This window comes from Dyadobacter sp. HNCC25DJ184 (assembly GCF_056895215.1).
This window is the reverse complement of sequence record NZ_JBXHAQ010000019.1, coordinates 101,785-127,854: the sequence shown is the minus strand read 5'-3', so window position 1 is coordinate 127,854 and position 26,070 is coordinate 101,785. Positions and strand designations below refer to the sequence as shown.

At 43.0% G+C, this 26,070-nt stretch carries 15 protein-coding genes; 6 read left to right on the top strand and 9 right to left on the bottom strand.

Annotation, left to right across the window (positions count from 1 at the left end):
- Positions 1-9 precede the first annotated feature (9 nt).
- A complete protein-coding gene (locus AC1XUD_RS23750; RefSeq protein ID WP_483363527.1) occupies positions 10-3,360 on the bottom strand; it encodes a DEAD/DEAH box helicase in 3,351 nt (1,116 codons plus the stop codon).
- Between the two features lie 349 nt (positions 3,361-3,709).
- Here AC1XUD_RS23750 and AC1XUD_RS23745 point away from each other — a divergent pair, with 349 nt between their 5' ends.
- Positions 3,710-4,873 (top strand): Gfo/Idh/MocA family protein, encoded by a 1,164-nt coding sequence (locus AC1XUD_RS23745; protein ID WP_483363526.1) that lies wholly within the window; start codon positions 3,710-3,712, stop codon positions 4,871-4,873.
- 854 nt (positions 4,874-5,727) lie between these two features.
- Here the strand turns inward: AC1XUD_RS23745 and AC1XUD_RS23740 are convergent.
- Positions 5,728-7,854 (bottom strand): type IA DNA topoisomerase, encoded by a 2,127-nt coding sequence (locus AC1XUD_RS23740; protein WP_483363525.1) that lies wholly within the window; start codon positions 7,852-7,854, stop codon positions 5,728-5,730.
- A gap of 348 nt (positions 7,855-8,202) precedes the next feature.
- On the opposite strand from AC1XUD_RS23740, the gene AC1XUD_RS23735 reads away from it, so the two are divergent.
- From AC1XUD_RS23735 to AC1XUD_RS23720, 4 genes are all read left to right on the top strand, one after another.
- Entirely contained in the window at positions 8,203-8,895 is a 693-nt protein-coding gene (locus AC1XUD_RS23735) for an HAD family hydrolase (RefSeq protein ID WP_483363524.1), read from the top strand.
- Positions 8,892-9,518 (top strand): CatA-like O-acetyltransferase, encoded by a 627-nt coding sequence (locus AC1XUD_RS23730; protein WP_483363523.1) that lies wholly within the window; start codon positions 8,892-8,894, stop codon positions 9,516-9,518. Before AC1XUD_RS23735 ends, AC1XUD_RS23730 begins: the two co-directional genes overlap by 4 nt.
- Before the next feature lie 44 nt (positions 9,519-9,562).
- The gene (locus AC1XUD_RS23725) at positions 9,563-10,672 is read left to right on the top strand and encodes an acyltransferase family protein (protein WP_483363522.1); all 1,110 of its coding nucleotides are present in this window, start codon (positions 9,563-9,565) and stop codon (positions 10,670-10,672) included.
- 296 nt (positions 10,673-10,968) lie between these two features.
- A complete protein-coding gene (locus tag AC1XUD_RS23720; RefSeq protein ID WP_483363521.1) occupies positions 10,969-12,981 on the top strand; it encodes a T9SS type A sorting domain-containing protein in 2,013 nt (670 codons plus the stop codon).
- A gap of 20 nt (positions 12,982-13,001) precedes the next feature.
- Here the strand turns inward: AC1XUD_RS23720 and AC1XUD_RS23715 are convergent, their stop codons facing one another.
- From AC1XUD_RS23715 to AC1XUD_RS23695, 5 genes are all read right to left on the bottom strand, one after another.
- Positions 13,002-13,679, bottom strand: a complete 678-nt coding sequence (locus AC1XUD_RS23715) for a phosphatase PAP2 family protein (RefSeq protein WP_483363520.1) — start codon at positions 13,677-13,679, stop codon at positions 13,002-13,004.
- A 32-nt stretch (positions 13,680-13,711) separates the two neighbouring features.
- Positions 13,712-16,183 carry a TonB-dependent receptor domain-containing protein gene (locus tag AC1XUD_RS23710; RefSeq protein ID WP_483363519.1) on the bottom strand — a complete coding sequence of 824 codons (2,472 nt, stop codon included), beginning with the start codon at positions 16,181-16,183 and terminating at the stop codon, positions 13,712-13,714.
- A 291-nt stretch (positions 16,184-16,474) separates the two neighbouring features.
- The gene (locus AC1XUD_RS23705) at positions 16,475-17,971 is read right to left on the bottom strand and encodes a RagB/SusD family nutrient uptake outer membrane protein (protein WP_483363518.1); all 1,497 of its coding nucleotides are present in this window, start codon (positions 17,969-17,971) and stop codon (positions 16,475-16,477) included.
- A gap of 64 nt (positions 17,972-18,035) precedes the next feature.
- The gene (locus AC1XUD_RS23700; RefSeq protein ID WP_483363517.1) at positions 18,036-21,158 is read right to left on the bottom strand and encodes a SusC/RagA family TonB-linked outer membrane protein; all 3,123 of its coding nucleotides are present in this window, start codon (positions 21,156-21,158) and stop codon (positions 18,036-18,038) included.
- An 834-nt stretch (positions 21,159-21,992) separates the two neighbouring features.
- Positions 21,993-23,126 carry an alpha/beta hydrolase fold domain-containing protein gene (locus AC1XUD_RS23695; protein WP_483363516.1) on the bottom strand — a complete coding sequence of 378 codons (1,134 nt, stop codon included), beginning with the start codon at positions 23,124-23,126 and terminating at the stop codon, positions 21,993-21,995.
- Between the two features lie 331 nt (positions 23,127-23,457).
- On the opposite strand from AC1XUD_RS23695, the gene AC1XUD_RS23690 reads away from it, so the two are divergent.
- Complete coding sequence (locus AC1XUD_RS23690; protein ID WP_483363515.1) at positions 23,458-24,585, top strand: redoxin domain-containing protein; 1,128 nt, start codon at positions 23,458-23,460, stop codon at positions 24,583-24,585.
- A 111-nt stretch (positions 24,586-24,696) separates the two neighbouring features.
- Here the strand turns inward: AC1XUD_RS23690 and AC1XUD_RS23685 are convergent, their stop codons facing one another.
- Together AC1XUD_RS23685 and AC1XUD_RS23680 are read right to left on the bottom strand one after the other, a co-directional pair.
- The gene (locus tag AC1XUD_RS23685; RefSeq protein ID WP_483363514.1) at positions 24,697-25,467 is read right to left on the bottom strand and encodes an MBL fold metallo-hydrolase; all 771 of its coding nucleotides are present in this window, start codon (positions 25,465-25,467) and stop codon (positions 24,697-24,699) included.
- Positions 25,468-25,510: 43 nt separating this feature from the next.
- Positions 25,511-25,963, bottom strand: coding sequence for a GNAT family N-acetyltransferase (locus tag AC1XUD_RS23680; RefSeq protein ID WP_483363513.1), 453 nt, complete (start codon positions 25,961-25,963; stop codon positions 25,511-25,513).
- Positions 25,964-26,070 lie beyond the last annotated feature (107 nt).

The window sequence follows — 26,070 nt, the reverse complement described above, 5'->3', positions numbered from 1 at the left end:
CCCTTGGTTTTACTCCGCCTCCAGCCATTGCAGCAAGTCTTTCTTGTTAAAAGACTTTACAATATCCTGATCGGTCTTGATCAAATCTTCTGCCAGATCTTTTTTGAATTCCTGTAATTGCAGGATCTTTTCTTCAACAGTTCCGGGGCATACCAACCTGACAGCTATCACATTATTTTTCTGGCCAATCCGGTAACTTCTGTCTATCGCCTGATTCTCAACTGATGGGTTCCACCAAGGATCCACTATATAAACGTAGTCGGCCTGCGTCAAATTAAGACCCGTTCCTCCCGCTTTTAAACTGATAAGAAAAACACGGATATCAAGATTTTCCTGAAAATTAGTCACCACAGTTTCCCTTGAACGCGTTTGGCCGGTTAAATACTCATAGCCGATATTTCTCTGTTCAAGTTCAATCTTAATCAGATCGAGCATCGTGACGAATTGAGAAAAGACCAGAATTTTATGCTCACCCGATTTTCCCTCAATCTGTTCCATCAATACTTCGATTTTAGCTGACGAGTTGCCATAGTCTTCTTCATCACCCAGTAGCTGCGGGGAGTTACATATCTGTCGAAGTTTAGTCAATCCCTGCAACACGTGAAGCTGATTCCTGGCGATATCACCTTCGTCTCTTGAATTGATATAATTGTAAAATTCCTTCTCGTAAGCTTTATAAACTTTCCGTTGCTCATCACCCATTTCACAATACAAAATCATTTCCGTTTTTTCAGGCAATTCTTTTGCTACCTGCTTTTTGGTTCTTCGGAGGATGAATGGATGAATTTTTTTACGAAGCTGATCTGCGACATCCATATCCTTGAATCTGTCAATGGGAGTAAGAAAGTGATTGAGGAACTGGCTTTTAGATCCGAGCAATCCAGGGCAGGCAAAGGAAAGCTGACCGAAGAGATCCATCGTATTGTTTTCCAGGGGAGTACCCGTCATCACAATTTTGTTTCGGGAAGATAACATGCATGCTGCCCGGTAACGCAGGGATTCTGGGTTTTTAATCAATTGAGATTCGTCCAGAAAGATATAGTTGAATGTAAATTTTCTAAGAATATGAACATCTGAAAGTAACGTACCATAGGTCGTCAATATCACTTCATATCTCAACATATCTGCCGGATCCTGAACCCGCGAGTTGCCATGCACGGTAAGAATTTTGATGTCTGGCGCAAACCGGTTGATTTCATTTTGCCAGTTAAATATAAGCGACGTAGGAGCGACGATCAGGTTAGTGTTGCGTCTTTGTTTTTTGCGTTGCGAAAGTATAAATGCTATCACCTGCACCGTTTTCCCCAGGCCCATATCATCGGCCAGGCAGCCTCCAAACTCGAACCGATCTAAAAAGTTCAGCCAGTTCAGCCCCTGTTTTTGATAGTCACGAAGCTCAGTTTTGAGCTCTGATGGAACTTCTGCCTCTTCAATAGCCTCGAAACTTTCAAATTTTTCCTTTATCAATTTCAGTTGTTCCCGCGCTTCTACTGAAAAATAGGAGTCTTCAAAAGTCTCTTCAAGGATGCTATAGTTGATCGCAGGGATGTGAATAGAATCTTCTTTGATATCGCCTGCCTCAAAAAATTTGGCCAGCCGACTGAACCATTCCGAAGGCAATATGCCATGCGTTCCATCTCCTAATTCGACATAGTTTGCCCTGTTTTTCACCGCTTTCCGCAAGTTTTTTAAAGTCACTTCCTGTTTCCCGAAGCTCAGGTTAACGGCGGCTTCGAACCACTTCAAACCACTGTTCACCGTAACAGAAACCGCGGCTTTGTATTGATTAAGCCGGTTATTTCTGAGCTTGCTAAATCCATATATAGTGATGGCTTCCTTTCGCCAGCTTTCAAAAGTGGCAGGAAACCAGTCAGGGTCGAGCAATACTTTTCGATGTAGGTGCAGGGCTTCCATTTCCCCCTGTTCGGCAAAGTCTTCATGGGCTCTCACAATAAGACTTATGAATTGGAGCTCAGCATCTTCATCTCTTTTCACCATAAATGGGTTGCCATGGACATCCACGGAATAGATCTGCTTTTTCGAAAAAACCGGAACTTCCGCGTTCCCATATCGCATAACAGGAGTCAACTCGACGTAATTTCCAAAGTCGGACAAATATAAAATTTTGGATAGGGGAAGATCGAAGCCATTGTCTGATAACTGCGTTTTGGTTGCCGGTTTCAAGAATGAATAGGTAACATGAATGCTGTCTTCGAGCCGTGCCAGAATACTTTCGCGAAATGCGTCAAATTTGGATTCGTGGATAATTATCTTCTGACTTTGTTTGGAGAAAAACTGAATAACGCGAAGAAAATCAGGATTTTCTATCAATATCCATGATTTCCCGATTTGAACGAAATAATCAAACCGAATACTGAGTTGGTCTAACTGATATCGTTTATTTTCAACTTCCAGCCAGCCTGTCAACTCGAAAAAACTGTTCTTTTTGTTGACATTTAGCCTTAAAGTCGCAGTTAGTAATTGAAGATTTACGGGATTTAACGATCCAGCGTTAATACTTTCAGAAACCGACGAATCATGTGCATATACTTCAGGCAAGTCGGCATATTTGAGAATCGCTTTTAATGCCTGAATCTCCTGAAGCACATTTTTATTCTTGATCTGGTTTTGTAATCTCAGAAAAGCGGAGTAAAACTGAATGGCGTCAGCCGGTTGCTGATTTTGAACCTGATCCAGTATATCGATTTGTTCAAGCGGATTTTTAATTTTTCCCTCCTTACTACGCGCGGGACGATATAACTCCAGAAAGATCTGGTCATAAAATTTGTTTCTGCCCATGACTATAATGGCGCCAATCTCATTTTGATCTGGTCCAATATCCTCTTTCACGGGAGAGGTTGGCAGAATTGCCTTTTCGAGAAAACGAAGTGTATCCGGATTGACAGCTATGATTTCGCCATTGACTGGCAGAATATTTGCGATTCGATTTTCATATTTGAGATAAAAATGCGCGTCCGGATTTTGCTCATTTTCGAGACCATAATCTTTTGCAGTTTCTCGGATTCGTTTGTGTCTAAGTGTGGTATCAAAGAAAGACCGGATTTCTCGGTTGTTCATGATATTATACAATGCCTGTGCCTGATGCACGCATAACCTTCCTGAACCGATGCGACACGTACATGTAGAGTGAAGAGAATCAGTATTTTGCTCAATATGAACTTCGTAGATATCAGAAAAACCTTCTGAGACAAGAAAACTGACGCGATCAATATCAATGCTTTGAGGTTGCAAGTCAAAATATCCACGCTTTTCAGTATCAGGTGCTGATCTGGAATGTCGGAGTAAAAACGAGTTGGTTAAGTCGTTGATATTAAAATTTTCTACGAGATATTCGTTCATAAAACCGATTTGACGGGAAAATCGATAGTTTCGTGCAGGCGCCGGAAACCATCCGAATTGTATTGAAACAAAGTAAACAGGTATTTACCTTAAATGTGAAATTAATGGACCTGTTTCTTTAACATTAGCTCTTGAAAAAATAAATACCGTTTGTCAGTGTGATATGTAACAATTCAAGTCTTTTATTGAAACTGTGGTTTAAACGCAGAGTACTATGAGTTATTCGCTGAGTTACCCCGAGTTTTTTTGAAACGCCAGAATCGGAAGATAAACCTCCGCATCCCCTGCGTTCAACGCTTCGTAACTCTACGTTTAAAAAACAGTGCATGACAATAAAATCAGATATATAATGAATGAAATAGAAGAGAATCGTCGCAATTTTATCAAATCATCATTGGGAACAGCTGCTGGTTTAATCGCCCTGCCGGACTTGGCGTCGGCCGTAACAAAAAGTGCTTCGGCAATTTTGCCATCCACCGCACAACAAAATCTTGCTCCGAGGATCAAATTTGCGGTAATCGGTATTAACCATGGTCATATCTACGGACAGGTTGAAGCTGTCAAAAGAGGAGGAGGGGAGTTGGTCGCTTTTTATGCGAAAGAGCCTGATTTGGCTGCGGCGTTTGCAAAAAAATATAGCGAGGTCAAACAGGCAAAGAGCGAAGATGAAATCCTGAATGACAAATCGATACAATTGGTTTTGAGCTCTATTATTCCGGACGAACGTGCTCCTTTGGGTATCCGTGTAATGAAAAGTGGAAAAGACTATATGTCTGATAAACCGGGAATTACGACTTTGGAGCAGCTAGCGCAAGTAAGGAAAGTGCAAAAGGAAACGAAGCGCATTTACTCCATTATGTACAGTGAGCGCCTCGAAAATCGCGCGACTGTAAAGGCAGGAGAATTGGTAAAAGCAGGTGCGATTGGCAAAGTGATTCAAACGATCGGTCTTGGACCACATCGTATGAGCACGCCCACCCGACCAGACTGGTTTTTTGACAAAAAGCGTTTTGGAGGGATTATATGCGATATCGCTTCTCACCAGTTTGACCAGTTCTTGTTTTTCACCGGGAGTACAAAAGCTGAAATTCTTTCCTCTCAGGTTGGGAATGTAAACCACCCGCAATATCCTCTTTTTGAAGACTTTGGTGATACCATGTTAAAAGGAAACGGGGGAGCTGGATATATCCGCGTCGACTGGTTTACGCCTGACGGGTTAAATACCTGGGGCGATGGTCGATTGACGATTTTAGGGACCGAAGGATATATCGAAATCAGAAAGAATGTTGATATTGGAGGTAAAGAAGGAGGGAATCACCTGTTTTTGGTTAACCAAAAAGAAACAAAATATATTGATACGACGGGCGTAGAATTAACATACGGTCGCGATCTGGTAGATGATGTATTGAATCGCACCGAAACCGCGATGTCGCAAGAGCACTGCTTTTTGGCAACTGAACTAGCTTTGATCGCTCAAAAAAATGCTAAGAAATTGGTGATTGGTCAGAGTTAAAAATGGAGTAACCCAGACGTGCCTCCTTTCCTGGCCTAGTGAGTTCAAATGTTATTAAAACAAATCATTGGTGCGCAACAATATTGCTAATTATGGTGCCGCAATATCACCCCTTCAGGGTTTTGTGACTATCAATGATTTGTTCTATAATCATGTCAGCCTTTCAGGCTTTTGTTACGAGGTAAATGGCTGATGGTCATCTTCAATGCTAGTTTACAAAATCCCGAAGGGATGAAATGATTATAGGGAAAAGATGATTGATGTCAAACCAATCCCGAAGGGATGAAATGATTATAGGAAGGAAACGATGATTGGTGACAACCAATCCCGAAGGGATGATTATAGAAACGAGGATATGATTGATGTCAAACCAATCCCGAAGGGATAAAATGATTATAGGAAGGAAACGATGATTGGTGACAACCAATCCCGAAGGGATGATTATAGAAACGAGGATATGATTGATGTCAAACCAATCCCGAAGGGATAAAATGATTATAGGAAGGAAACGATGATTGGTGGCAACCAATCCCGAAGGGATGAAATGATTATAGAAACGAGGAGATGATTGATGTCAAACCAATCCCGAAGGGATGGAAAGATTATAGGAACGAGAAGATGATTGGAGGCAACCAATCCCGAAGGGATGAAATGATTATAGGAAGAAAAAGATGATTGCTGGCAACCAATCCCGAAGGGATGGCATTATTGGTGTTTAAATGACCTTAATATGTAATTCTTAGAAAAAACAAAAACTGATTTTCTGAAAAATATGTAAACGATTAATATTCAGCTGGTTACGTTGGTATAGCTCAGGTTTTTCTTTCCTCCATCCTCCTTTCCTCCCTTTTTTCTTATCTTTCAATCGTAATATTAAAATCACCATTCATCACAAACTTTCCGTCGAACGGCTCACCTTGTCCCGCAACAACCAGTCCTTTTATTTTGGTGGTTTTTCCTTTGCTCAGTAAATCATATATCTGCTTTTCAGAAAGGGTTTTATTGAGTATTTCAAAAGGAATTTTGAATCCGCACGCCTGAAAATTGGAACAGCCGTATGCGGTTTTTCCTTTTTTTAGCAGGTTTGTTTTACATTTCGGGCAAAACAATTCTTCGAGGACCACCTCGGGTTTGGCGATTTTCGGCTTTGGCTCTCTCTTTGGTTTTGCTTCTTCAACAGGTTCCAGCGCTTCTTCGACAATCGTAATTGCTCTTCCACTGGAGCGTTTCACCTCATTCGTCAGGTTAACGACCATTTCAATAAGCTCCTGTTTGAAAGTGTCCATCGCATATTCCCCTTTTTCGATCAGTCGAAGCTTGCGTTCCCACATCCCGGTCAGTTCAGCGCTTTTCAGCAATTCCACCTGAATCGAATCGATCAGATCCATCCCCGTTTGAGTGGCAAAAAGGTTCTTTTTCTTTTTCTCGATATACTTCCTTTTAAAAAGTGTTTCAATGATATTGGCCCGGGTCGACGGGCGACCAATGCCATTGTCTTTCATTAGCTCGCGCACTTCTTCGTCGTCCACCTGCTTCCCCGCGGTTTCCATGGAGCGCAGCAATGTGGCTTCGGTGAAGGGCTTAGGAGGCGAAGTTTTTCCATGATGGATTCGTGGCTCATGCGGTCCGCTTTCTCCTTCTTCGAAATTCGGCATCACTTTTTCTTCATCCGCAGTCTCCTTTTTGGCCTTTTCTTCATTGGCATATACCTCGCGCCAACCGGGTTCCAGAATTTGCTTTCCGGTCGCCTTAAACTCCACATCACCAACTTTTCCTAAAACGGTTGTATTTGAAACCTTACATTCAGGGAAGAAGGCAGCAAGGAAACGGCGCACTATCATATCGAATATGCGTTTTTCATCCACGATCACGCCAGAAGGGATTACTCCGGTCGGGATAATTGCGTGGTGATCTGTGACTTTTTTATCATCAAAAACGCTTTTGAGTTTTGGGATCGGATTGGCCAGTACAACCTTCGTATATTGCTGGTATGGCGTCAGATCTTTCATGATCCCCTCAATTTTAGGGTGCAAGTCCTCCGACAAATAGGTGGTATCGACTCTGGGGTATGTTACAAATTTCTTTTCGTATAGGCTTTGCACGAATTTAAGTGTGTCCTCGGCCGAGTACCCATATTTTTTATTGGCTTCCACCTGTAAAGAAGTCAAATCGAAAAGCTTTGGATTTCCTTCTTTTCCCTCTTTTTTCTCAAATGACGTAACCACGAAAGGTTTGTCTATTAGATAGGCAAGGCCCTTTTCAGCTTTGTCCAGCTTTTTGAGTCGATCGATGGTAGCAGTGAATTCCGTGTCACGGTATATCGTTTTTAACTCCCAATATTCTTCGGAAACAAAAGCGTTGATTTCCTTTTGTCGCTGCGCAATCATCGCCAGGGTAGGGGTCTGCACGCGCCCGATCGATAAAACGACCTTTCCCTGACCATATTTTTTTGTATACAATCTCGTAGCATTCATCCCCAGTAGCCAGTCGCCTATGGCACGCGCGCTGCCGGCAGCGTACAGGTTATCATACTGAGAACTTTCACGGAGTTTCTCAAAGCCTTCCCGAATTGCACTTTCTGTAAGAGATGATATCCAGAGACGTTTCACCGGGGCTGTGCATTTGGCTTTTAATAAGACCCATCTTTGAATCAGTTCACCCTCTTGCCCCGCATCCCCGCAGTTGATCACTTCTTCACAATCCTTCACCAACGATTCGATAATGGCAAATTGCTTCGCAACACCGGCATTGTCAATTAGTTTTATACCAAAGCTGGACGGTATCATCGGAAGCTCTTCAAGTCGCCATGACTTCCATCTTTCTGTATAATCGTGGGGTTCTTTAAGCGTACAGAAATGCCCGAAAGTCCAGGTGACCTGATATCCGTTCCCCTCATAAAAGCCGTCGCGACGCTGTTTGGCACCAATCACTTCCGCAATATCCTTCGCAACACTTGGCTTTTCGGCAATGCACACTTTCATTTTTGTTTGTCAATTAAGCTGTTTTAGCCAATAAGCAATATTGTTAAACGCAGAGTTATGAGAGTTTAAATGGCGCGGAGTTCCACGGAGATTTTATATCGCTAATTGCGTGACTCTTCGACGAATTCCTTGTGCACCTCCTTTTGATAATCACTCACTGTAGCCATCTCCTTTTCATCTGCTTCGGTTTTCAGGGGGACAAATATGGCCAAAAAAAACCAAACCTCGCCTGGTCATTTTGTTTCTTTCGGAATGATATTGAACAAAAAACTGCTTATAAAATCTGCCCAATTCTTACATTTGAAGAAATTCGGGATTTACTTGTGTTTGATTTAATTTTCATTTTTCATGAAAGATATAAAAGTTATTGCCTTTGATGCCGATGATACTTTGTGGGTAAATGAACCATATTTTCGAGAAACAGAAGAGAAATTCTGCTGGCTTTTGGAGGACTATATGCCCCATCATACCATTTCTCAAGAGTTGTTTAAAACAGAGATTGAAAATCTATCACTGTACGGATATGGCATTAAAGGCTTTATGCTCAGTATGATAGAAACGGCATTGAGAGTAAGTGATAATACAGTAAGTGTTAAGGTGATTGAGAAAGCACTCACTTTTGGAAAGGAGCTGTTGGCGAAACCGATTGAGTTGCTTGACGATATACACGAGGTGCTTTTCAAGCTTTCTTCTCAATATAAACTTGTCGTCGCCACGAAAGGCGATTTGCTGGATCAGGAAAGGAAACTCCAGAACTCAGGGTTGGATCATTACTTCCATCATATCGAAGTGATGAGCGACAAAAAGGGCAGGGATTATCAGAAATTGCTCAAACATCTTGATATTCAGCCAGACCAATTTTTAATGATCGGAAACTCGCTTAAATCTGACGTTTTACCGGTTTTGGAACTGGGTGGTCATGCAATCCATATACCTTTTCACACTACCTGGGCGCACGAACATGTAGAGCACAATGTGCAACACGAAAACTTCCATACCTGCGAAAAGGCTTCCGATTTGCTACCACTACTTTTAAAATGAAAAAATTACTAGATCTGGATAATTGGCCCAGAAAACCGCATTTTGATTTTTTTCGTCAATTTGAAGAACCGTTTTTCGGAATCACTGCCGAGGTGGATTGCGCGCATGCATATGAATATTGTAAAGCAACTTCGAGCTCATTTTTTCTATACTATCTGCACAGATCGCTGATGGCGGCGAATCGTATTGAACCTTTTCGTTATCGAATTGATGAAGAGTCGGTTGTGGTATATGATCAGGTAAATGCCTCGCCGACGATCAACCGAATGGACGGGACATTCGGATTCGGATATATGGATTATGATGAAGATTTTGAGGTATTTAGCATTAATGCGCAAAAGGAAATTGAGAGTGTAAGAAACAGAAATGACCTGTTTCCGAGCCTTTCGGGTGAAAATGTTATTCATTATTCGTCGTTACCCTGGGTTAAATTTACTTCAATATCCCACGCACGGAGCTTTAAATTCAAAGACAGCGTTCCGAAAATTTCTTTCGGCAAAATGACAATAGAAGCAGGTTCTATGAAAATGCCGGTGTCAATTCATGTCCACCACGCGCTGATGGACGGCTGGCATGTCGGGCTGTATTTGGATATGTTTCAGGAATTAATGGATGGAAACTGATATGTTTAACAATGGATATATAATTTGCTAATAATCAGTAGAATATGTTATTGAAAGAGCAGTCAGTACACATTGTAACCGGTAAACCGAAAAAGAAGCTGGATCTGATCCAGGTGCTTCGTGGCGTGGCGGCGATGATGGTGATCGTTTTTCATATCAAAGGAGTTTTACCGGAAACTCATCCAGCACGTCGGCCACTCGATTTTCTCTTTGGTTCCGGTCCTGCCGGAGTTGATCTCTTTTTTGTGCTGAGTGGCTTTATCATGGTTTTTGTGACTTACCGTTCTTCCGGAGGTTTGAAATCTGCGGGGCTATTTTTGCTTAAAAGATTTCTTCGGATTTGGCCACTATATACAATCGCTACATTCACTTATCTAGTAATCAATTATCGATATGCTATTCCCGCGCACCTATGGAGCGAAGTGGCAAGAAGTCTGGCGTTTATGCCACTTGCAATAGAAAAACCGCCTTTTTACGGGTATCCTTTTCTGTCTGTTGGCTGGAGCCTGAACTATGAGATTTACTTTTATTTGTTGCTGGCTATATCACTATTGACCAAGTCGATTCGCTGGATTGTTTTCTTCTTGTTAATATCTGTTACACTCATTTTAATTCCATTAGTCACTCATTCCTTTACCTTTAATGACGAGGCATTGGGTAGTTACAAATTTATTTATCTGCATATGATGACGAACCCGATCATCTGGAATTTCGTGTTTGGCGTGCTTATCGGCCTTTGTTATGTGAATGCTCCTGTTAGTCGGTTTTTTGAAAGAATCTTTGGTATGAAATTGCTTAGTCTACTATCGGTTAGCGGTTTAATATTAATCTATCTGTTAAACTTTTCGGTGGGACACGGCCCGTTTGAATGGGGATTGGAAATGGCTTTTTTTGTACTGGTTTTGATATTTTACGACAAAGTTCATTCACCGTCGTACGCATCCTGGCTAATATATCTTGGTGATATTTCCTTTTCCTTATATCTGTGGCATTTGCCGGTTCTGTCTCTCGTAAAATTTTCGCTCTTCAAATTCTCACTCGAAGAATATGGCGATGGTTTATTTACCTTTTGCTTAGTGATGGCTTTGACACTGTTTGTGTCGCATTACTCTTATCAGTATCTGGAGAAAAGTTTTAACAGGGTGATGAGGTAGTGGTTTCGTTCATTAACCAACACTGGTAATATCCAACCAAACTTTCGTATAATTCAAAAAATTATATTAAAATCCAACTGTTTTAACAAACTTGGTGTCTCATATTTTTAAATCGTTGAAAACACTGATTAGCCGGTTTGAATATGATTGCCAGGCTTTACCTCACGTCTCTCTTCGTTTTTGCATCAATATGCAGTTTTTGTTGTCTGGGACAAAATAGATTTCGCATAGTTGAAGATTCTATTACGCACCGACTAATCTCCATCCCAATTCCCAAAAGTCAGAAATCGGCGAAAATGGCGGCGCATGATATTCAGATTAGCATTTCTCCCAACGCCTCACGACCAGAAAGTAATGTAAATATTCATCTCGTTTTTGGCGCATCGGTTGATATCGAGGCGGTTTCAAACGTTGTGTTCACGGTAAGGCGACCTTGTGTAGAACCTTGTATGACGCAATCTGTTGCCGACGTTTGGCTTTCACCAAAAGCGATTAATAAGACGGAACGATATATTGATTATGTGATCAGTGGGCTTATGCCGGGTACACCATATACTTTACAGGCGAGCGTGTTTGGTCTTGAAAGCGATGCGTGTACCGGTGCGCAACCTGTGCTTCTTAACTTTCAGACAGCAGCCGCGCCGCCTTCCAAACCTGTAAAAATGCTGTTGGTGATAAACGACGAATGGCAGAATAACGAGGTTGTTCAGGCGTCATTAGATCAGTATATCCAGGATGTACAGCAGGAAAATCCGTTGCTATCTGTGGAGAAATATTATGTTGCTTTCAGCAACTCGGCCAGAGTTTCTCTATATCAGTATATCAAAGATCAATACCGGGATAACAATCTGAGCTATCTGTTTTTTATTGGCGACAATGCGGCATTTACGCTCACGACACTGATGTATGATAATAATGACAATGTTGTCAATACTTTCTCGACCCTTTCCTTTACAAAATATACCCGCCCGCTCTACGACACATTTGGCTACAATCCTGCCAATGATTCATTTGAGTCACCCAGATACCAGGATCTTTGCTTTCGGCATCCTGTCGAGAAAAGAGAAATAGTATTTCAGCAAACGAATTCCGCGATTTCCATGGGGGCCGTTGTACCGTCCCTGGCCTATACTACCGAAAAACGGGTGGCTTCTATCGTAAATTACTTTACAAAACTGCGCAAGTACCGTAATGAGGAGATTTCGTTTGACAAAAAGGTGCTTATAACCGATGGGTTTGCCAGTGAACAGGGAGCAGTGAATCTGGCTGAAGAAAATGGCTGGGAGGCGGAAACCGTTGCTTTTGGCAGAGCGAAAGACCTGGAATATGCGGGCGAGGATCCCGTGTGGAAAGCAGATTTTCTGAACAAACTTGGCACTAATTCTTACGAGATATTAACCGAAAATCTTCATGGAAGTCCCTCATATCAGGCGTTTGGTATTTATAAGGAAGATATCAACAATCTTCCACAGCTCAATAGCCAACTGGTGAGCCTTTCATCTTGCAACATGGGCGTATTCAGAGGGTGGGATTATTTCGCTGGACAATATCTGGATAAAGGTAATGTATTGAATGTCAGAGCATATTCTGATCTTTTGTTTATGATTACTTCACCAGGTGAAAGTGCCCTCGAACAATATTTCCGGGAGGACGGAGCTTTTACATTGATGTCGAAGGGCTATAATGTGAGCGATGGCTTTCGACTGTCAGAGTCATATCTCGAAGCAGAAATAATCTTCGGAGACCCGATGGTAAAATTCCGAAGTTCCGATCCATTGCCTGTTGTTCTCGAAAGATATGAAGTTAAAAAACAGGAAGGGGCAGTACAGCTTTCATGGGCAACCACTTCGGAAATAAATAGTGATAGATTTGAAATCGAAAGAGGATTTGATGGAAAAAATTGGACACGAATTGTCAGTATCACTGCTGTTGCGGAAAGTTTGGAAAGATCAAATTATAGGTACGTGGATCAGAACCCTCTACCGGGTCAAAGCTTCTACAGGTTAAAAATGGTAGACAAAGACGGCAGTTTCACGTATTCGGGAACAAAAAGTGCAACAATCAATATGGCCTTGAGTGTTGGTATTTACCCGAATCCGGTCCACGACAGATTCTTTTTCCCTCCCAAAACTATCGAGCAGCTTAAGGAAATAGCCATATTCAACGTTCGAGGTCAACGTGTATACAATTCTTCTTACATATCCAGAGAAGGCGTTCCCGTAACCCAACTGACTCCCGGGCTTTTCACCGTCAGAATGTTAAATCTCGACGGAAGAGTTGAAATTCAGAAGATTGTCGTGACCAGGTAAATCCAGGATCAAAATCAAAATTAATATACCGGCTGGCGATTAGCCGGTTTTCCCCATTTATAACGGTGCGTCCAATACGCTAATTTCATGGATAGGATCCCGATGCCCGCGCCAACCAATATATCACTGATATAGTGTTTATTATTAGCCACCCGCAGCAGCCCTACGGAGGACGCAACTGTGTAAGAAGCATATGGCATCCAGTGGTAGCGGTCTTTATATTCTTCATTCAAAAATGTCGCAGCAGCAAAAGCCTGAGTGGTGTGTCCGGACGGGAATGAGGTATATCCGCTTCCGTCAGGACGAAGCGTGTGGGTTACGTTCTTCAATAGATGTACTGTCCCAATGGCCATCAATTCTCCTTTTAAAAGAATCACGGAGCGGTTGGCGATGTCTGTCTTCGACTTCATCCCCGCCAGGTCAAGGGCATATGCTACAACCAGGGGAGAGAACTGAAGGTAGTCATCAATATGGGTACGAAAATGCGGAATATGCCTATTGCGGTCTTCCGCAATTTCGTTCTTTATCGATTCCTCGGAAGGTCCGTTGGCAGCTAATCCCACAAGGATAAGCGAGGACGGGGCATATAGTTGCTGAGCTGTAAATCGAGCGGCCAGGGAGGTTGAATCCGTTCTTTCAGCAAATACTGAACCGGCAACCAGACATATTAGCGTTAAATGGACCAAAAACTTGCTCATAATTGAAGTGGAAAAGCTGAAAACTGATGGGGTTAGTTGTCGGGACCCGGAGCACTGTGCAGGAAGTCATTTCCCTGGTCTTTTGTCTTCTTAAACTCAAGTTTTCCGAATTTGTAGGTCAGGCTGATTCCAAAGGATCGGTACGGCACAAGTACTTTGTTGGCAGATATATAGTTGGCCGTCGTGACCGTCGTAACCTGGCTGATGTATTTTGTAAAGGGGTTCGTCGCTGTCAATCCGATACTCGCATTTTTGTGGTAAAACTGCTTCCGAAAGGCGAAGTTGTAGGTAAGTTGTTGAGGGCGCTTTCCCTGAATGGTATTGATTGCAGAAGAGAAGTTTCCAAAACCTTCCAATATCAAATTTTTTGGTAATTGGTAAGTGGCATTCAGGTTGAAACGCCAGTTGGTTCCGTTCGTCACGTTCCCCTGCAACAGGTTATTAACCACCCTTTTTTGAGTGACCATCAGATTTCCGCGAAAGTTCAGTTTATCAGTGATTGGCATTGAACCTGACATACTTATTCCGGAATTGTACTCAACACCAATATTCTGGCGCCGCGTCACAGAAACGTTCTGATAGGTCGAGTCTCCGATTACATAGCTCGGATAAAAGGTTGTATATGGCTTAATATCATCCGTGTTGATGCGTTCAATGAGCGCGATGTACATATTCCCGCCATTTTTGAACGATTTGTTATAACCCAATTCAAAATTGTTACCGATCTCTGGCTTTAGCAAAGGGTTGCCGGCTGTAATATTGTAAGGATCGCTCAGGTTCATAAATGGATTGATTTCGCGATATTCGGCGCGCTCCACACGGCGGGTGTATGCCAGTTTTAATGACTGTTCGTCCTTGAAATTATGCGAGAGAATCAGTGATGGCACCGGGTTATTGTAAGCCGGAATATTCGTATCTGGATAGTCAATCGCCACGTAGGTATGTTCCAGACGGGCTCCTGCTTTTACATTCAGGAAATGAAATATGGAAAATGTAGTGGAAAGATATCCGGCATAGATGTTCATATGGTAATCCAGCTGATAGGATTGAGTTGGGTCCGAAACGAATTCATTGCCCCCCGGACTGAAAACCTTGATATCCGCAATACTATTGATGTGCTGTAAAACGGTTTTCACCCCGGTTTCAATGATAAAATCCTTTTTGACCGGATGAGAATAGTCGATTGAAATGTTGGTCTGATTGTCGTTTCCCGGCGTGCTGCCCCAGGTACCTGCATATGGCATTTCCTCACCACTGTAGTTTTGCAACTGGCTGTAGTTATTACGGGGTTTTCCGAAGCTGGAACTGTATACCAAGTTCAACTCCTGACCGTCCTTTTTGAGTTTTTTGATATAATTTAAGCTGAAATCAATAGCATTAATTCCTCCATTGTTTCTTGAATTCCGGATAATGTCCGAAGTGGTAACTGGTTCCTCATCCGAGTTCAGAAGCGATTGGGTTATATCGGCGATACCGCTACTTTGGCTGTTGAAATTGGTGTAGCCAACTGAACCGATCAAATTGTCTTTTTTAGTTGGGCTCCAGTCGAAACCAATACCTGAACGGTAGCCACTTCTTCGAAAATCCTGAAAGCCGTTTTGTAAGAGAAGGGTCTTAGTATTGTCGGTTTCATTGGTTGATATGCGTCGCTGTGAGTTTGGCGTTCTTGAGCTAAGCTGCTCGTTTCCACTCAAAAATGCGTTCAGCCCAAAATTGTTTTTTCTGAAATTCAGGTTTACCGCTCCATTCTGTAATCTTGTTCCGCCAGTCAGGCTAATACTGCCATTTATTCCTTGCAGACGATTGTCTTTCAGTATGATATTGATAATTCCGCCGGTTCCCTGCGCATCATATCTGGCCCCGGGACTTGTGATGGCTTCCACACTTTTGATCTGACTGGCCGGAATGGATGCGAGCGCATCCGTGACGCTATTTCCAAACACGGTGGACGGTTTGCCGTTGATAAGAAAACGTACATTGGGATTTCCCTGAAGCTCTACGTTACCTTCTATATCAACCGAAACCTGTGGCACTTTTTTCAAAACATCCAGTGCCATTCCTGCCTGGGAAGTAATATCGTTTGCAGCATTGTATACGATTTTGTCAATCTGATTTTCAACAATGGCCGCACGACCGGACACAGTTACTTCAGAAAGCGTTTTAACCGAAGACACCATTGCGATGGTATTGAGGGGCGTCGGCTTTCCGCCTTTTACCGTGATATCAGCTATCGCTTTTTTCTCATAACCTATAAAATCAATATTGAGTGTATAAAGCCCCGGCAATACGCCTGCAATTTCAAAATAGCCCGTCGAATCTGTCACCGCGCCGTTCACGACCTTGTTAGTTTGCTGATCTGTAAGACCAACAGATGCATATTCAATGGCCTCATTGCTGGCGGCGTCCACGATTTTACCGGTTATTTTTGAACCAGATTTGCTTTGGCTGAAAGATTTTCCGCAGACAATCAGTAACAGAATTAGCGTCGATAAGAAGGGCTTCATCGGAAATTTGGAAAATAATGAAGCAAACCTAAAAGTCAATTCTGAAGATTTTTGGTAGAGGAGGTATTTGCCGGATTTTAGCAACGGCATGACTGAGCGTGGCGGCAGGTTGTTGGAGTGAGTGACTGCCATCTGAATTTAGTATTCCAAATCCCGATTTGCGTTGTTTTGGAAATTAAATGAAGCCTGTCGGAGAAGATTTTTATACCAAAAAGAAGATGCAGGCGAAACAAAAAAAACGAGGTGCTCTTTCGCAACACCTCGTTTTTAAGCATTATTCCTATCTATCTGCTAATAATTTGCATTCTGCTTCAACTGGGGATTTACGTCGATCTCACTTTGTGGGAACGGGAACAAGTAGTTCTTTGATGGATCGAATTTGCGCTTAACTCCACCCGCATCGACAATCGTCGGAACGTAAGTTTCAATAGTTTTCCAGCGCTTCATATCCAGATATCTTTTGCCTTCCAATCCGAATTCAACTCTTCTTTCGTGCATGATTCGGGTACGCATGTCGTCTTTTGAAAGTCCTGTTGGAATGGGTGGCATATTGACACCTGGTCTTGCCCGTACATCGTTAATTGCCTTATATACAGACGCATCCGGACCTGATACCTCGTTTTGAGCTTCCGCGTACATGAGCAGAACTTCCGCATATCTCAGGAGAATCCAATCCTGATCACTTTTGACACTATAATCCACAGGCATATTGTCGGCGTTGCAGCCTTTCAGTGGCTCCCAGCCGGTTTGAGATGGACCGTTATAGGTGTTAGCGATCTTGGTACCGTCTGATTTCACCATAGGTTCCGCAAAGGTTTTTACGGTAATAGCCAGACGCGGGTCACGATTCTTTTTCATATCCGTCGGGTCATAAAGTGGCGATTTGCTGATCGACAGCCCGTCTGTGCATTCAAATTCGTCCACAAACTCCTGACGAGGGTTCATCACACCCCACCAAAGATACTCCACGTCAGGGCCACTTGGAATATTGCGGTCTGGATTGAGGTATTGCGCCGAAAACATAATTTCCGGATTGTTGGTCTGACCGGAGGTAAGGAACAGCGTTTTGTAGTTATTGAAAAGGCTGAATTTCGCGTCTGTCATAATCTGTTTCGCCGCTTCGGCCGCTTCCTGAAACTTTTGGTTATGGAGTAAAACCTTCGCCTTCAATGCCAACGCCGAACCCTTTACCGCATGACCTGTATAGACCGTGTTGGGAAGGTTGGCAATCGCAAAATCCAAGTCGCTGAGAACCTGGCTAACTACCTGATCTTTAGTGCTTTGTTGGATTTTTGCTTCTTCTGCTGTTACGAGTTCAGTATAAATTGGAACACCGCCGTAATATTCCGAAAGTTGAAAGTAAAACAGCGCTCTCAGAAACCTCGCTTCGGCTTTATACTGGGTTTTTAAGTCCTCTGAAATGGGCGTGCGATCAATATTCTCCAGAAAGAAATTGGTAGACGTGATCCCCCTATATGCATCGGTGTAGATACTTGGGATCGGGCCGCCGGAAGTAGACTCAATATTGCCTTGCGCTACGTTCAGATACGATTGGTCGGAGGTATATGCATCGCCGCCCAACACATCGATCTTCATCTGTGTATAGTTGAAACTAGAGCTCAAAACACGGGCATATACACCGGCCAGCGCCATGTCGGCTTCCGCCTGATTGGTCCAGAAGGTTTCACTGGATACCTGATCAAGCGGGGTTTTGTCCAGAAAATCCGAACATGCGGAGAGTTGGAGCACAAGCGCAAGAACTGCTATATGTTTGCTTATCTTTTTCATAGTTGTCATATATTAATTGACAATACCGTTGGGCGGCAAAGTCAGATTAGTAAAATGTTCTGTTTTAAATTCTCACTCTCAGTCCCAATGCGAAGGTTTTCAACTGAGGATATGCACTAAATCGTCCTGTATTGGAAATCCTTTCAGGATCCGCTCCCGGATATTTGGTGATCGTAATCAGGTTGCCCCCCGATACATATAGCCGCAAATCTTTGAGACCAATTTTGTGCGCAACAGGTGTTGGGAAATTGAAACCAACCGTTACATTTTTTAACCGAACATATGAGGCGTTGTAGAGCATGAATGTTGAGGCAGTTCCGGTAACTGGCTGGTATCCATTGAAATACATCGCCGGTTGAGAATTGGTCGATCCTTCCCCTGTCCACCGGTCCCTGACAAAATCAAGGGTGGGAGCAGAGCCCTGGGTATAGGGAGTTACGCCCCAACCGCCGCCGTTATAGAATTTTTGCCCTTGAACGCCCTGGAAAAATGCAGATAGATCAAACCCCTTCCAATTGAGATTGATGCTGCCACCATAATAGAACTTGGCATATGCACCGTCCACAACCACACGGTCTTTGGAGTCAATCGTGCCGTCTCCATTGGCATCTTTGAATTTCAAATCTCCAGGTTTTGGGTTGAAAGGGTGTTTTGGTGCGCCGTCTATTTCAGCCTGGTTCTGGAAAATCCCATCCATTTCAATCAAATAAAATGAGTTCCACGGTAGTCCTTCCTGAATAGTAAATGTACCGTAGGTAGGATTATTCACGCGCACTACCTCGTTTTTAACCGCCGTAAAATTCGCTGTCACGTTATACCCGAAATCACCAAACCGTTTCCCATGACCGATTTCAAACTCGAAACCGGTATTTTTCATTTTTCCATAATTTACTGTTGGTGCGTCGAGGCCCACGCTCAGCGGAACAGGGACCTGATATAGAATGTTGTCCGTTGCTTTATTGAACCAGTCAGCGGTTAGTGTCAGTAATCCTGCTTTTATATTGAGGTCAATACCAATATCGGCGATGGAGGTTGTCTCCCATTTCAGATTTTCATCAACCAGCCGGTTTAATTGTACCCCCGGACTTAGGCTGGTAAATGGATACGAAGCTGTCGCAGGGTTCGCGGAAAGAATATTTTGATAAGGATACAGCCCCACATTCTGATTCCCAAGCTGTCCATATGAAGCTCGCAGTTTCAAATTGCTGACCACATTGCTTCCCTTTAGAAAGGCTTCTTCTGATATTCTCCAACCTGCTGAAACAGAAGGAAATACGCCCCATCTAGTTTGCGGGGCAATTCTTGAAGAGCCGTCTACACGTGCATTGGCTTCGAATAAGTACTTGCCCTTGAAATCGTAATTCACCCTTGCAAAAAATGATCGGATAGCCCATTCATTCGCAGTTCCATAAGTTGTTTGCCCGGTAGAACCACCGGCCGCCAGCTCATTGATGTTGTCCGTCGGGAAAGATTGCTTGGCACCATTCAAAACCCGGTAGAAATTGGATTCCTGATTGTATCCAGCCAATGCACTGAAATAATGACTGCCGATAGTTGTCGAGTAATTCAGTGTCGAATAAAGAGTCGTCAACAGATTGGTACTGAGACTATCACTCACCCCCAAATGCCAGACTCCGTTATTATGAGCAAAAGATCCATTCTGGAAATAGTAATTGTTTACCGGGTGCTCCCTTAATTTGTTAAAATTATTGTCCAAACCAACCGCCAGTTTTGTCATCCACGTTAGGCCTTTGGCCAGTCTTATGTTGGTATAAAACTGTGAGTTAATATTATACCGATCCTGGTCATAAAATCCGCTGGCGGCAATCGATTCCGGGTTTCTAACTGTCCATTCGCCGATTGACTGACTGTATCGCGCTACATAACCCGTGGAGCCATCTGGCAAAGTCATGGTAGGGGTATAGTTTGGCCCGGATCCGTATATGGCCAGCATAATCTCGTCAGACGTATTGAAACTCGACTGGATAATATCCTTTTTAGTCATCTGCATGGTTCCTCCAATCGAAATCCAGTCACGAATCTTTGAGTCTACCGACAGCAGAGCATTATATCTTTTAAAGTCATAGTTTCCCGCCACGCCGCCCTGATCAAGATATCCCAGCGAGAGGTTAAAAGTTGTATTTTCATTGCCTCCACTTACGCTCGCGTTATAGTTTTGAGCCCAACCAGTATGAAAAGAATGGTCTATCCAGTCGAAATTTGGGTATTTGGTGCGGTCTGTGGCATTTCTATATGCATCGATATCTGACTGCTGAAAATATGGAACCTGACCCGCACGTACTTTTGCTTCGTTCCAAAACTGCATATAATCAGCAGAGTTAGTTAACAGTTTGGGCAGGTTGGTCGGGTTTTGTGCCTCGACAAAGGCGTTTACTTCAATAGACAATTGTTTGCCTGTTCCTCTTTTTGTCGTCACCAAAATAACGCCGTTTGCCGCACGCGCTCCGTAAATAGATGCCGACGCGGCATCCTTCAAAACTGTGATCGATTCGATATCATTTGGAGCAAGGTTGGTCATATCGCCCACCACACCATTAACCAAAATCAAGGGTGAGCTTCCTGCGCTGGAAAACGTGCCTATTCCGCGAATCCGCATGGAGGCATTATCATCACCAGGTTTCCCTGAGCTCTGAATTACCTGAAGCCCGGATACCTTACCCTGCAGCAAATTCTGGGTATTGGTGGCCGTCCTTTTGGTCAGTTCCGCTCCGTCCACTGACGATACCGACCCTGTCAAATTCACCTTTTTCTGTGTTCCATAACCTACAACCACCATTTCTTCCAACATCTTGGAGTCGGCCAGGAGCGTTATATTGAGGATGGAACGGTTTCCTATTTTCACTTCCTGACGCTGAAACCCTACCGACGAGAAAATCAGCGTGACGTTTTCGTTGGGAATATCTATTTTGTACTTGCCTTCTGTGTCGGTTGTCACACCTTTTGTAGAACCTGAAATTAGAACGCTGACACCGGGAACAGGCTCGCTTTTTTCGTCGGTAACTGTCCCTGATAAACTTCTATCAAGAAAAACATCACTTCCCGGAGTTTTTTCGTGAATGGGTGAGCTGGCGAGTGATGCTGTTTGAGCAACATAAATAACGAAGAACATAAAAAAGCTCAGTCTCTTAATCAGGCATTGCAGCCAGATCGGTACATTTCTTTTCATAAGATTGGGTCAAATAAGGTGAGTAAATGATTAGTGGTTTAAGCAGGCAGGGCACTTAAACGCCCTGAATGGTTTCCAATTGATCAGAGAATTTTTAACAGGCGGATATGCCATAGGCGTGAGGTTTAGGATGACGAACGTGAAAATTTTATCGAAATAAGTCTACGAGAGCCTGTACCACGTTGATGGCAGCAAGCAACGCAGGCAATTGATGAAGATTTCTGGAAAAGGACTTTGTGATTTTAGACTGGTATTTTCTTGTGTAAAATTTGAATTATAATACGATTATTGCCTATGGTGTGTTGATATTATTACATACTATATTAACATCTCACTAATTTATTGTAGCAGAAATATGAGGTGGAGGAGAAAAGAAGTTGCCCGGAAAGTCTTAATTTACTGTGAGTCCTAAAAATGAATTGGGTACTTGCAGTCCGGTGGGTTAGGAAGAGGTATCTTCATCTATATGGAAGATTGCAGGTAAATAATACACCGCCGAATGGAAGGGGGGTCAGATCATAGCTCAAAAGTGCCTGATTCTAAAAGGTGAAACGGTAGGTGCTAGTTTCACCTGGCGGTATGCCTCACGTGCATCGCGTTAATGCCCTTGTTTAATTTAGCCAATATAGTGTTGGATGCATTAGAATTTTAGCTGTACCAAAGTGTAGGAGAAATCCGAAGGTTAGCAAGAGTCTCAGCTCAAGATTGATATAATATTAATGTAGTAAGAGGTTGATTTCACTATAACATATTTCAGAACAGTAATATCCAGTTTCTAATTTGAAAAGAGGTAAACCCAATAAAGTAGTTTCTCCAAAATGGCGGAGTATTGTTTTACCTCAGAGCCACATCAGTTACTACCTTATATTTGTCATTGACGACCTGTCGCCAGTCCTTCTTCCACAGTCGTTGAATAAACGTTGCGTATCGTTCTACAACATATTCTTCCGGATAGCCAATAGCGTGATTTGGTTCGTTTTCGTAGTTGAGCTCGTAAGGATATTTAAGGTTTCTGATTCTACCCGAAACTGGCCCCGCGCCGTATGCGGTCAGATAGCCCGGGCAGCCGAAAAGTGGGCCTTGCTGATATGCCAGCACATTGTCGCCAGTTCGTTGGAAAAATAATGTAGGTCTTACATTGGTTGATTTGATATATGAATCTTTGAACAGCGCATATCCCAAAGAGGTCAGAATAGCACGTAATTTAAATTTTTTGGAAGTGTTGTTGGGATCAAGCGAGCCCAGTGCCTTGACAATCCCGGGGTTGAGCGCTTCGAAATCCGCTTCTGTCATATAGGCAAACGCGCTGACCGTCATTCCACCTGAGCTGCTGCCCGCCAGCACGATCTGCGAAGAATCGATGCCGAATTTTTGTTGATTGATCAGAAAATAATCAAGTGCTTTATAGGTATCCTGAACGGCTCTGTACAATGCCCGAACGATATCTTCCTGCCGCCCACCACAGGCAAAAGATTCGCTGCCACCCGTAAATCCCACACGATAGTTGATAGCCGCCGCCGCATATCCCCTCCTTGCCAACCTCGTGGCTTTCCCCATTTCACTGTTAAGGCTTCCATATATCAAGGCTCCCTCATGCAACATTAACACAAAAGGCCGAAGCTTGAGCGTATCGTTTGCTGGAGCTACAAACGAATAGGTCAGGCTTATATTCTTGTTTAGATAATCCATGCCTTCCCCAAACTGACCGGTCTGATTTTCAATATTTTGGAACAAATCGGTAGCTCCGAAACGCGGGCTAAGAGCCAGTATAGAGTCTGTTTTGCTGAGCTGATTAGTATCGAGTTTGATGGGCGTAATTGGTCTCGGATCAGAAGGATTGTCAGGATCAACTGTTCCTGTGGTATCCGTATTGTCTATTGGCGCGGGAAGTCGTTTGATAAAGCATGAAAAAAAGACAAAGTTCACACCTAGCAGAACAACTAACCGGAAAAGGATACTACCTGACATCAGTGTATCAAAGAGTAAAGATAAAGTGGGATTATGAGTACAAATATATGACTTGTCGCACGTTTTCTAAGTCGAATTTTCATATAAAAGTGGGTGGTGGCGCAATGGACTTAATCCACTGTATTTCGAGATTATTCGATTTTAGGCAACAGAAAAATAAGATTGAAAGTAGATTTTTGTAAAATTTCCTTTTTTTTATTTGATTTAAACACTGAGTTAAAACGGGTTCATCGCCTGTATACGTAGGCTTATAAAACAGCGCAACTCTGCGAGAAACTCTTTTAACACCGCGTTTTGACTACAAATCTCACTCACAAATAAGAATGGAATTATGAAAAGAAATTGCAATCTGATCGTCCTGACGCTTGTTTTCGTTCTATTCTTTCATGCCGGGTCTTTCGCCCAGCACCCTGAACCTCTCGCAATTGGTGCTGCTGCGCCTGATTTTAGCCTAAAAGGTGTGGATGGAAAAACCTATTCTTTGAAGTCGTTTGCGGCGTCCAAAATCCTGGCGATTGTTTTTACATGTAACCATTGCCCGACGGCGCAGGCCTATGAAGGTCGTGTTAAAAAACTGGCGGCAGACTTTAAATCGAGTGGCGTGGCTGTTGTCGCTATTTCACCGAATGACCCAAAAGCAATTCGTCTGGATGAATTGGGTTATACTGACTTGAGCGACACATATGAGGATATGCAAATCCGGGCGAAGGATATGAGTTATAACTTTCCCTATCTGTTTGACGGCGATACTCAGAAAACATCCATTGCATATGGACCTATCGCCACCCCTCATATTTTCATTTTTGACAAAGATCGCAAGTTAAGATATAATGGCAGAATCGATGATGTTGAGAAGCCGTCAGGTACCCCAAAAAGCACCGATGCCTATAATGCATTGAAGGAAATGGTGGCTGGCAAGCCGGTTTCTGTGCCGACGACCAAGACATTCGGCTGTTCAGTAAAATGGGGTGACAAGGAGTTGGGCGTGCAGAAAGAGCATGCAGGATGGGCCAAAGAACCGGTTTCGTTAGAGACTATCACGGAAAGCGGGTTGAAAGAGTTAATTCAAAACAAAAGCGACAAGCTGAGATTGATCAATGTGTGGGCAACGTGGTGTGGTCCATGTGTGACCGAGTTTCCCGATTTTATGGAAATGCATCACATGTATCGTGGTCGGGACTTTGAGTTTATATCAATCAGCGCGGATGTGCCTGATAAAAAAGATAAGGCGTTGAAGTTTCTGCAGGGCAAGTTCGCCAGCAACAAAAACTATATCTTCAACAGCGAAGACAAGTACAAGCTCATAGAAGCAGTAGATCCAAAATGGCAGGGCGCACTTCCATATACGATATTGGTAGAGCCGGGAGGGAAAATCGTTTACGCCAATCAAGGTCCGATTGATCCTCAGAAAATGAAAAAGATGATCGTAGAAAATAAGTTTGTGGGTAGGTATTATTGAGCCGGTAGCAATTAGCTGTCAGCGTTTAGTTTCAACCCATAAACAATTTATCTGAGAGATATTTTTTGAGAATATGTTATTATTCTAAGTGATTGACCTGGCAGGATAAATTCACCCGAAATCTATCACCTCCCCGTCGTCAGGTACAAAAACTTTAGACAACAAATTTCTCTTTGCTAATTCACTTTTCAACTGAAGCCGGGTGGTAGGGCAGTGGTTGACAGCTTCCATATGATTCGCGATAACCTGCCCGGGAGCGTTTTCTGCAAATTTGACGATATCATCCATTCTCATGAGAAGTGGCTGAAAGATGTCAAGTTGCGCAGTACCGCAGGCAGCGACACTGATAGCCGGCTGATATGTGTTCAGAACCTTATCTACCGCGTCGGTATATATGGTATCACTACTCAGATAAATAGACGGCTGGTTGAGTAACTCGACATAATAGCCCATCACATTTCCCATAGGCCTGGCAACAAATCCATATCCGTGACGAGCCGGAATGCCCTCAATGGTGCCACCCAAAAATTCGCTTTTCTGCCAATATTCGACTGACTGAACAATATTATGGCCCTTTTTCTTGAAATCGTTCTCATCTTTGACACTGCAAGTGACCGGAATCTGTCGCTCTTGCAGAAACCGCTCACCCTCTCCATCGATATGATCGGGGTGCTGATGAGTGATCAAACAATGCGTTACCTTTTCCAAAATTGACCGACTGGAATCAGGCATTGCCACAATAGGATTTCGTCTTGGCTTAAACCGTAAGAAGGTAAAAGTTGGAATGGTCCCGACCGGTCCAATCATCGGATCAACGAGCAAGGTGACTGATTCCGTTTCAATAACCATTGTGGCATTCCGGAGGTGGTGGATTTTAAGCATCGCGTTGAGCAGGAAGGTTGGAGTGATTTAAAAAATTGTATTCCTATTTTACATACTTCATTTCATAAAGGTCGAATCCTTTCGCCCAATAATCTTTCACAATATTTACCAATTCAAATCCATTTTTCTCATAAAACATGTAAACCAATTGTGACGTTCGGACGACAATATTTTTGGTGATATCTAATTCATTTATTTTTGTTATTCGAAATTTCAGTAGTGAACTTCCTAGCGACATTCCCTGATGATCAGGGTGCAATATATCCCAGCTTATTTTGGCTTTGGTATTATTATCTGCGAAGTTGAATCCTCCGCAACCGATAATTTGGTCGGCTTTCTCGATGACATAGTAATACTCAATTTCATTGTCCAGATAATGAATCAGATCATTTTCTTCTTCTTCTGAAAAAAATGTGGGCGTGTTTAACCTGAGAAGATTCAGGATGGCTTTTTTATCGTCAATGCGATATTCTCTGATTCGAACCTCTGTACACATATTGTTCTACTGAATAATTGTTCTTGAACGCATGGTTAAATGAGTTTTGTCGCAGGGTTGCGCGCAGTATTTATGTAACCGCGGAACTCTGCGTTCGACGCTCTGAA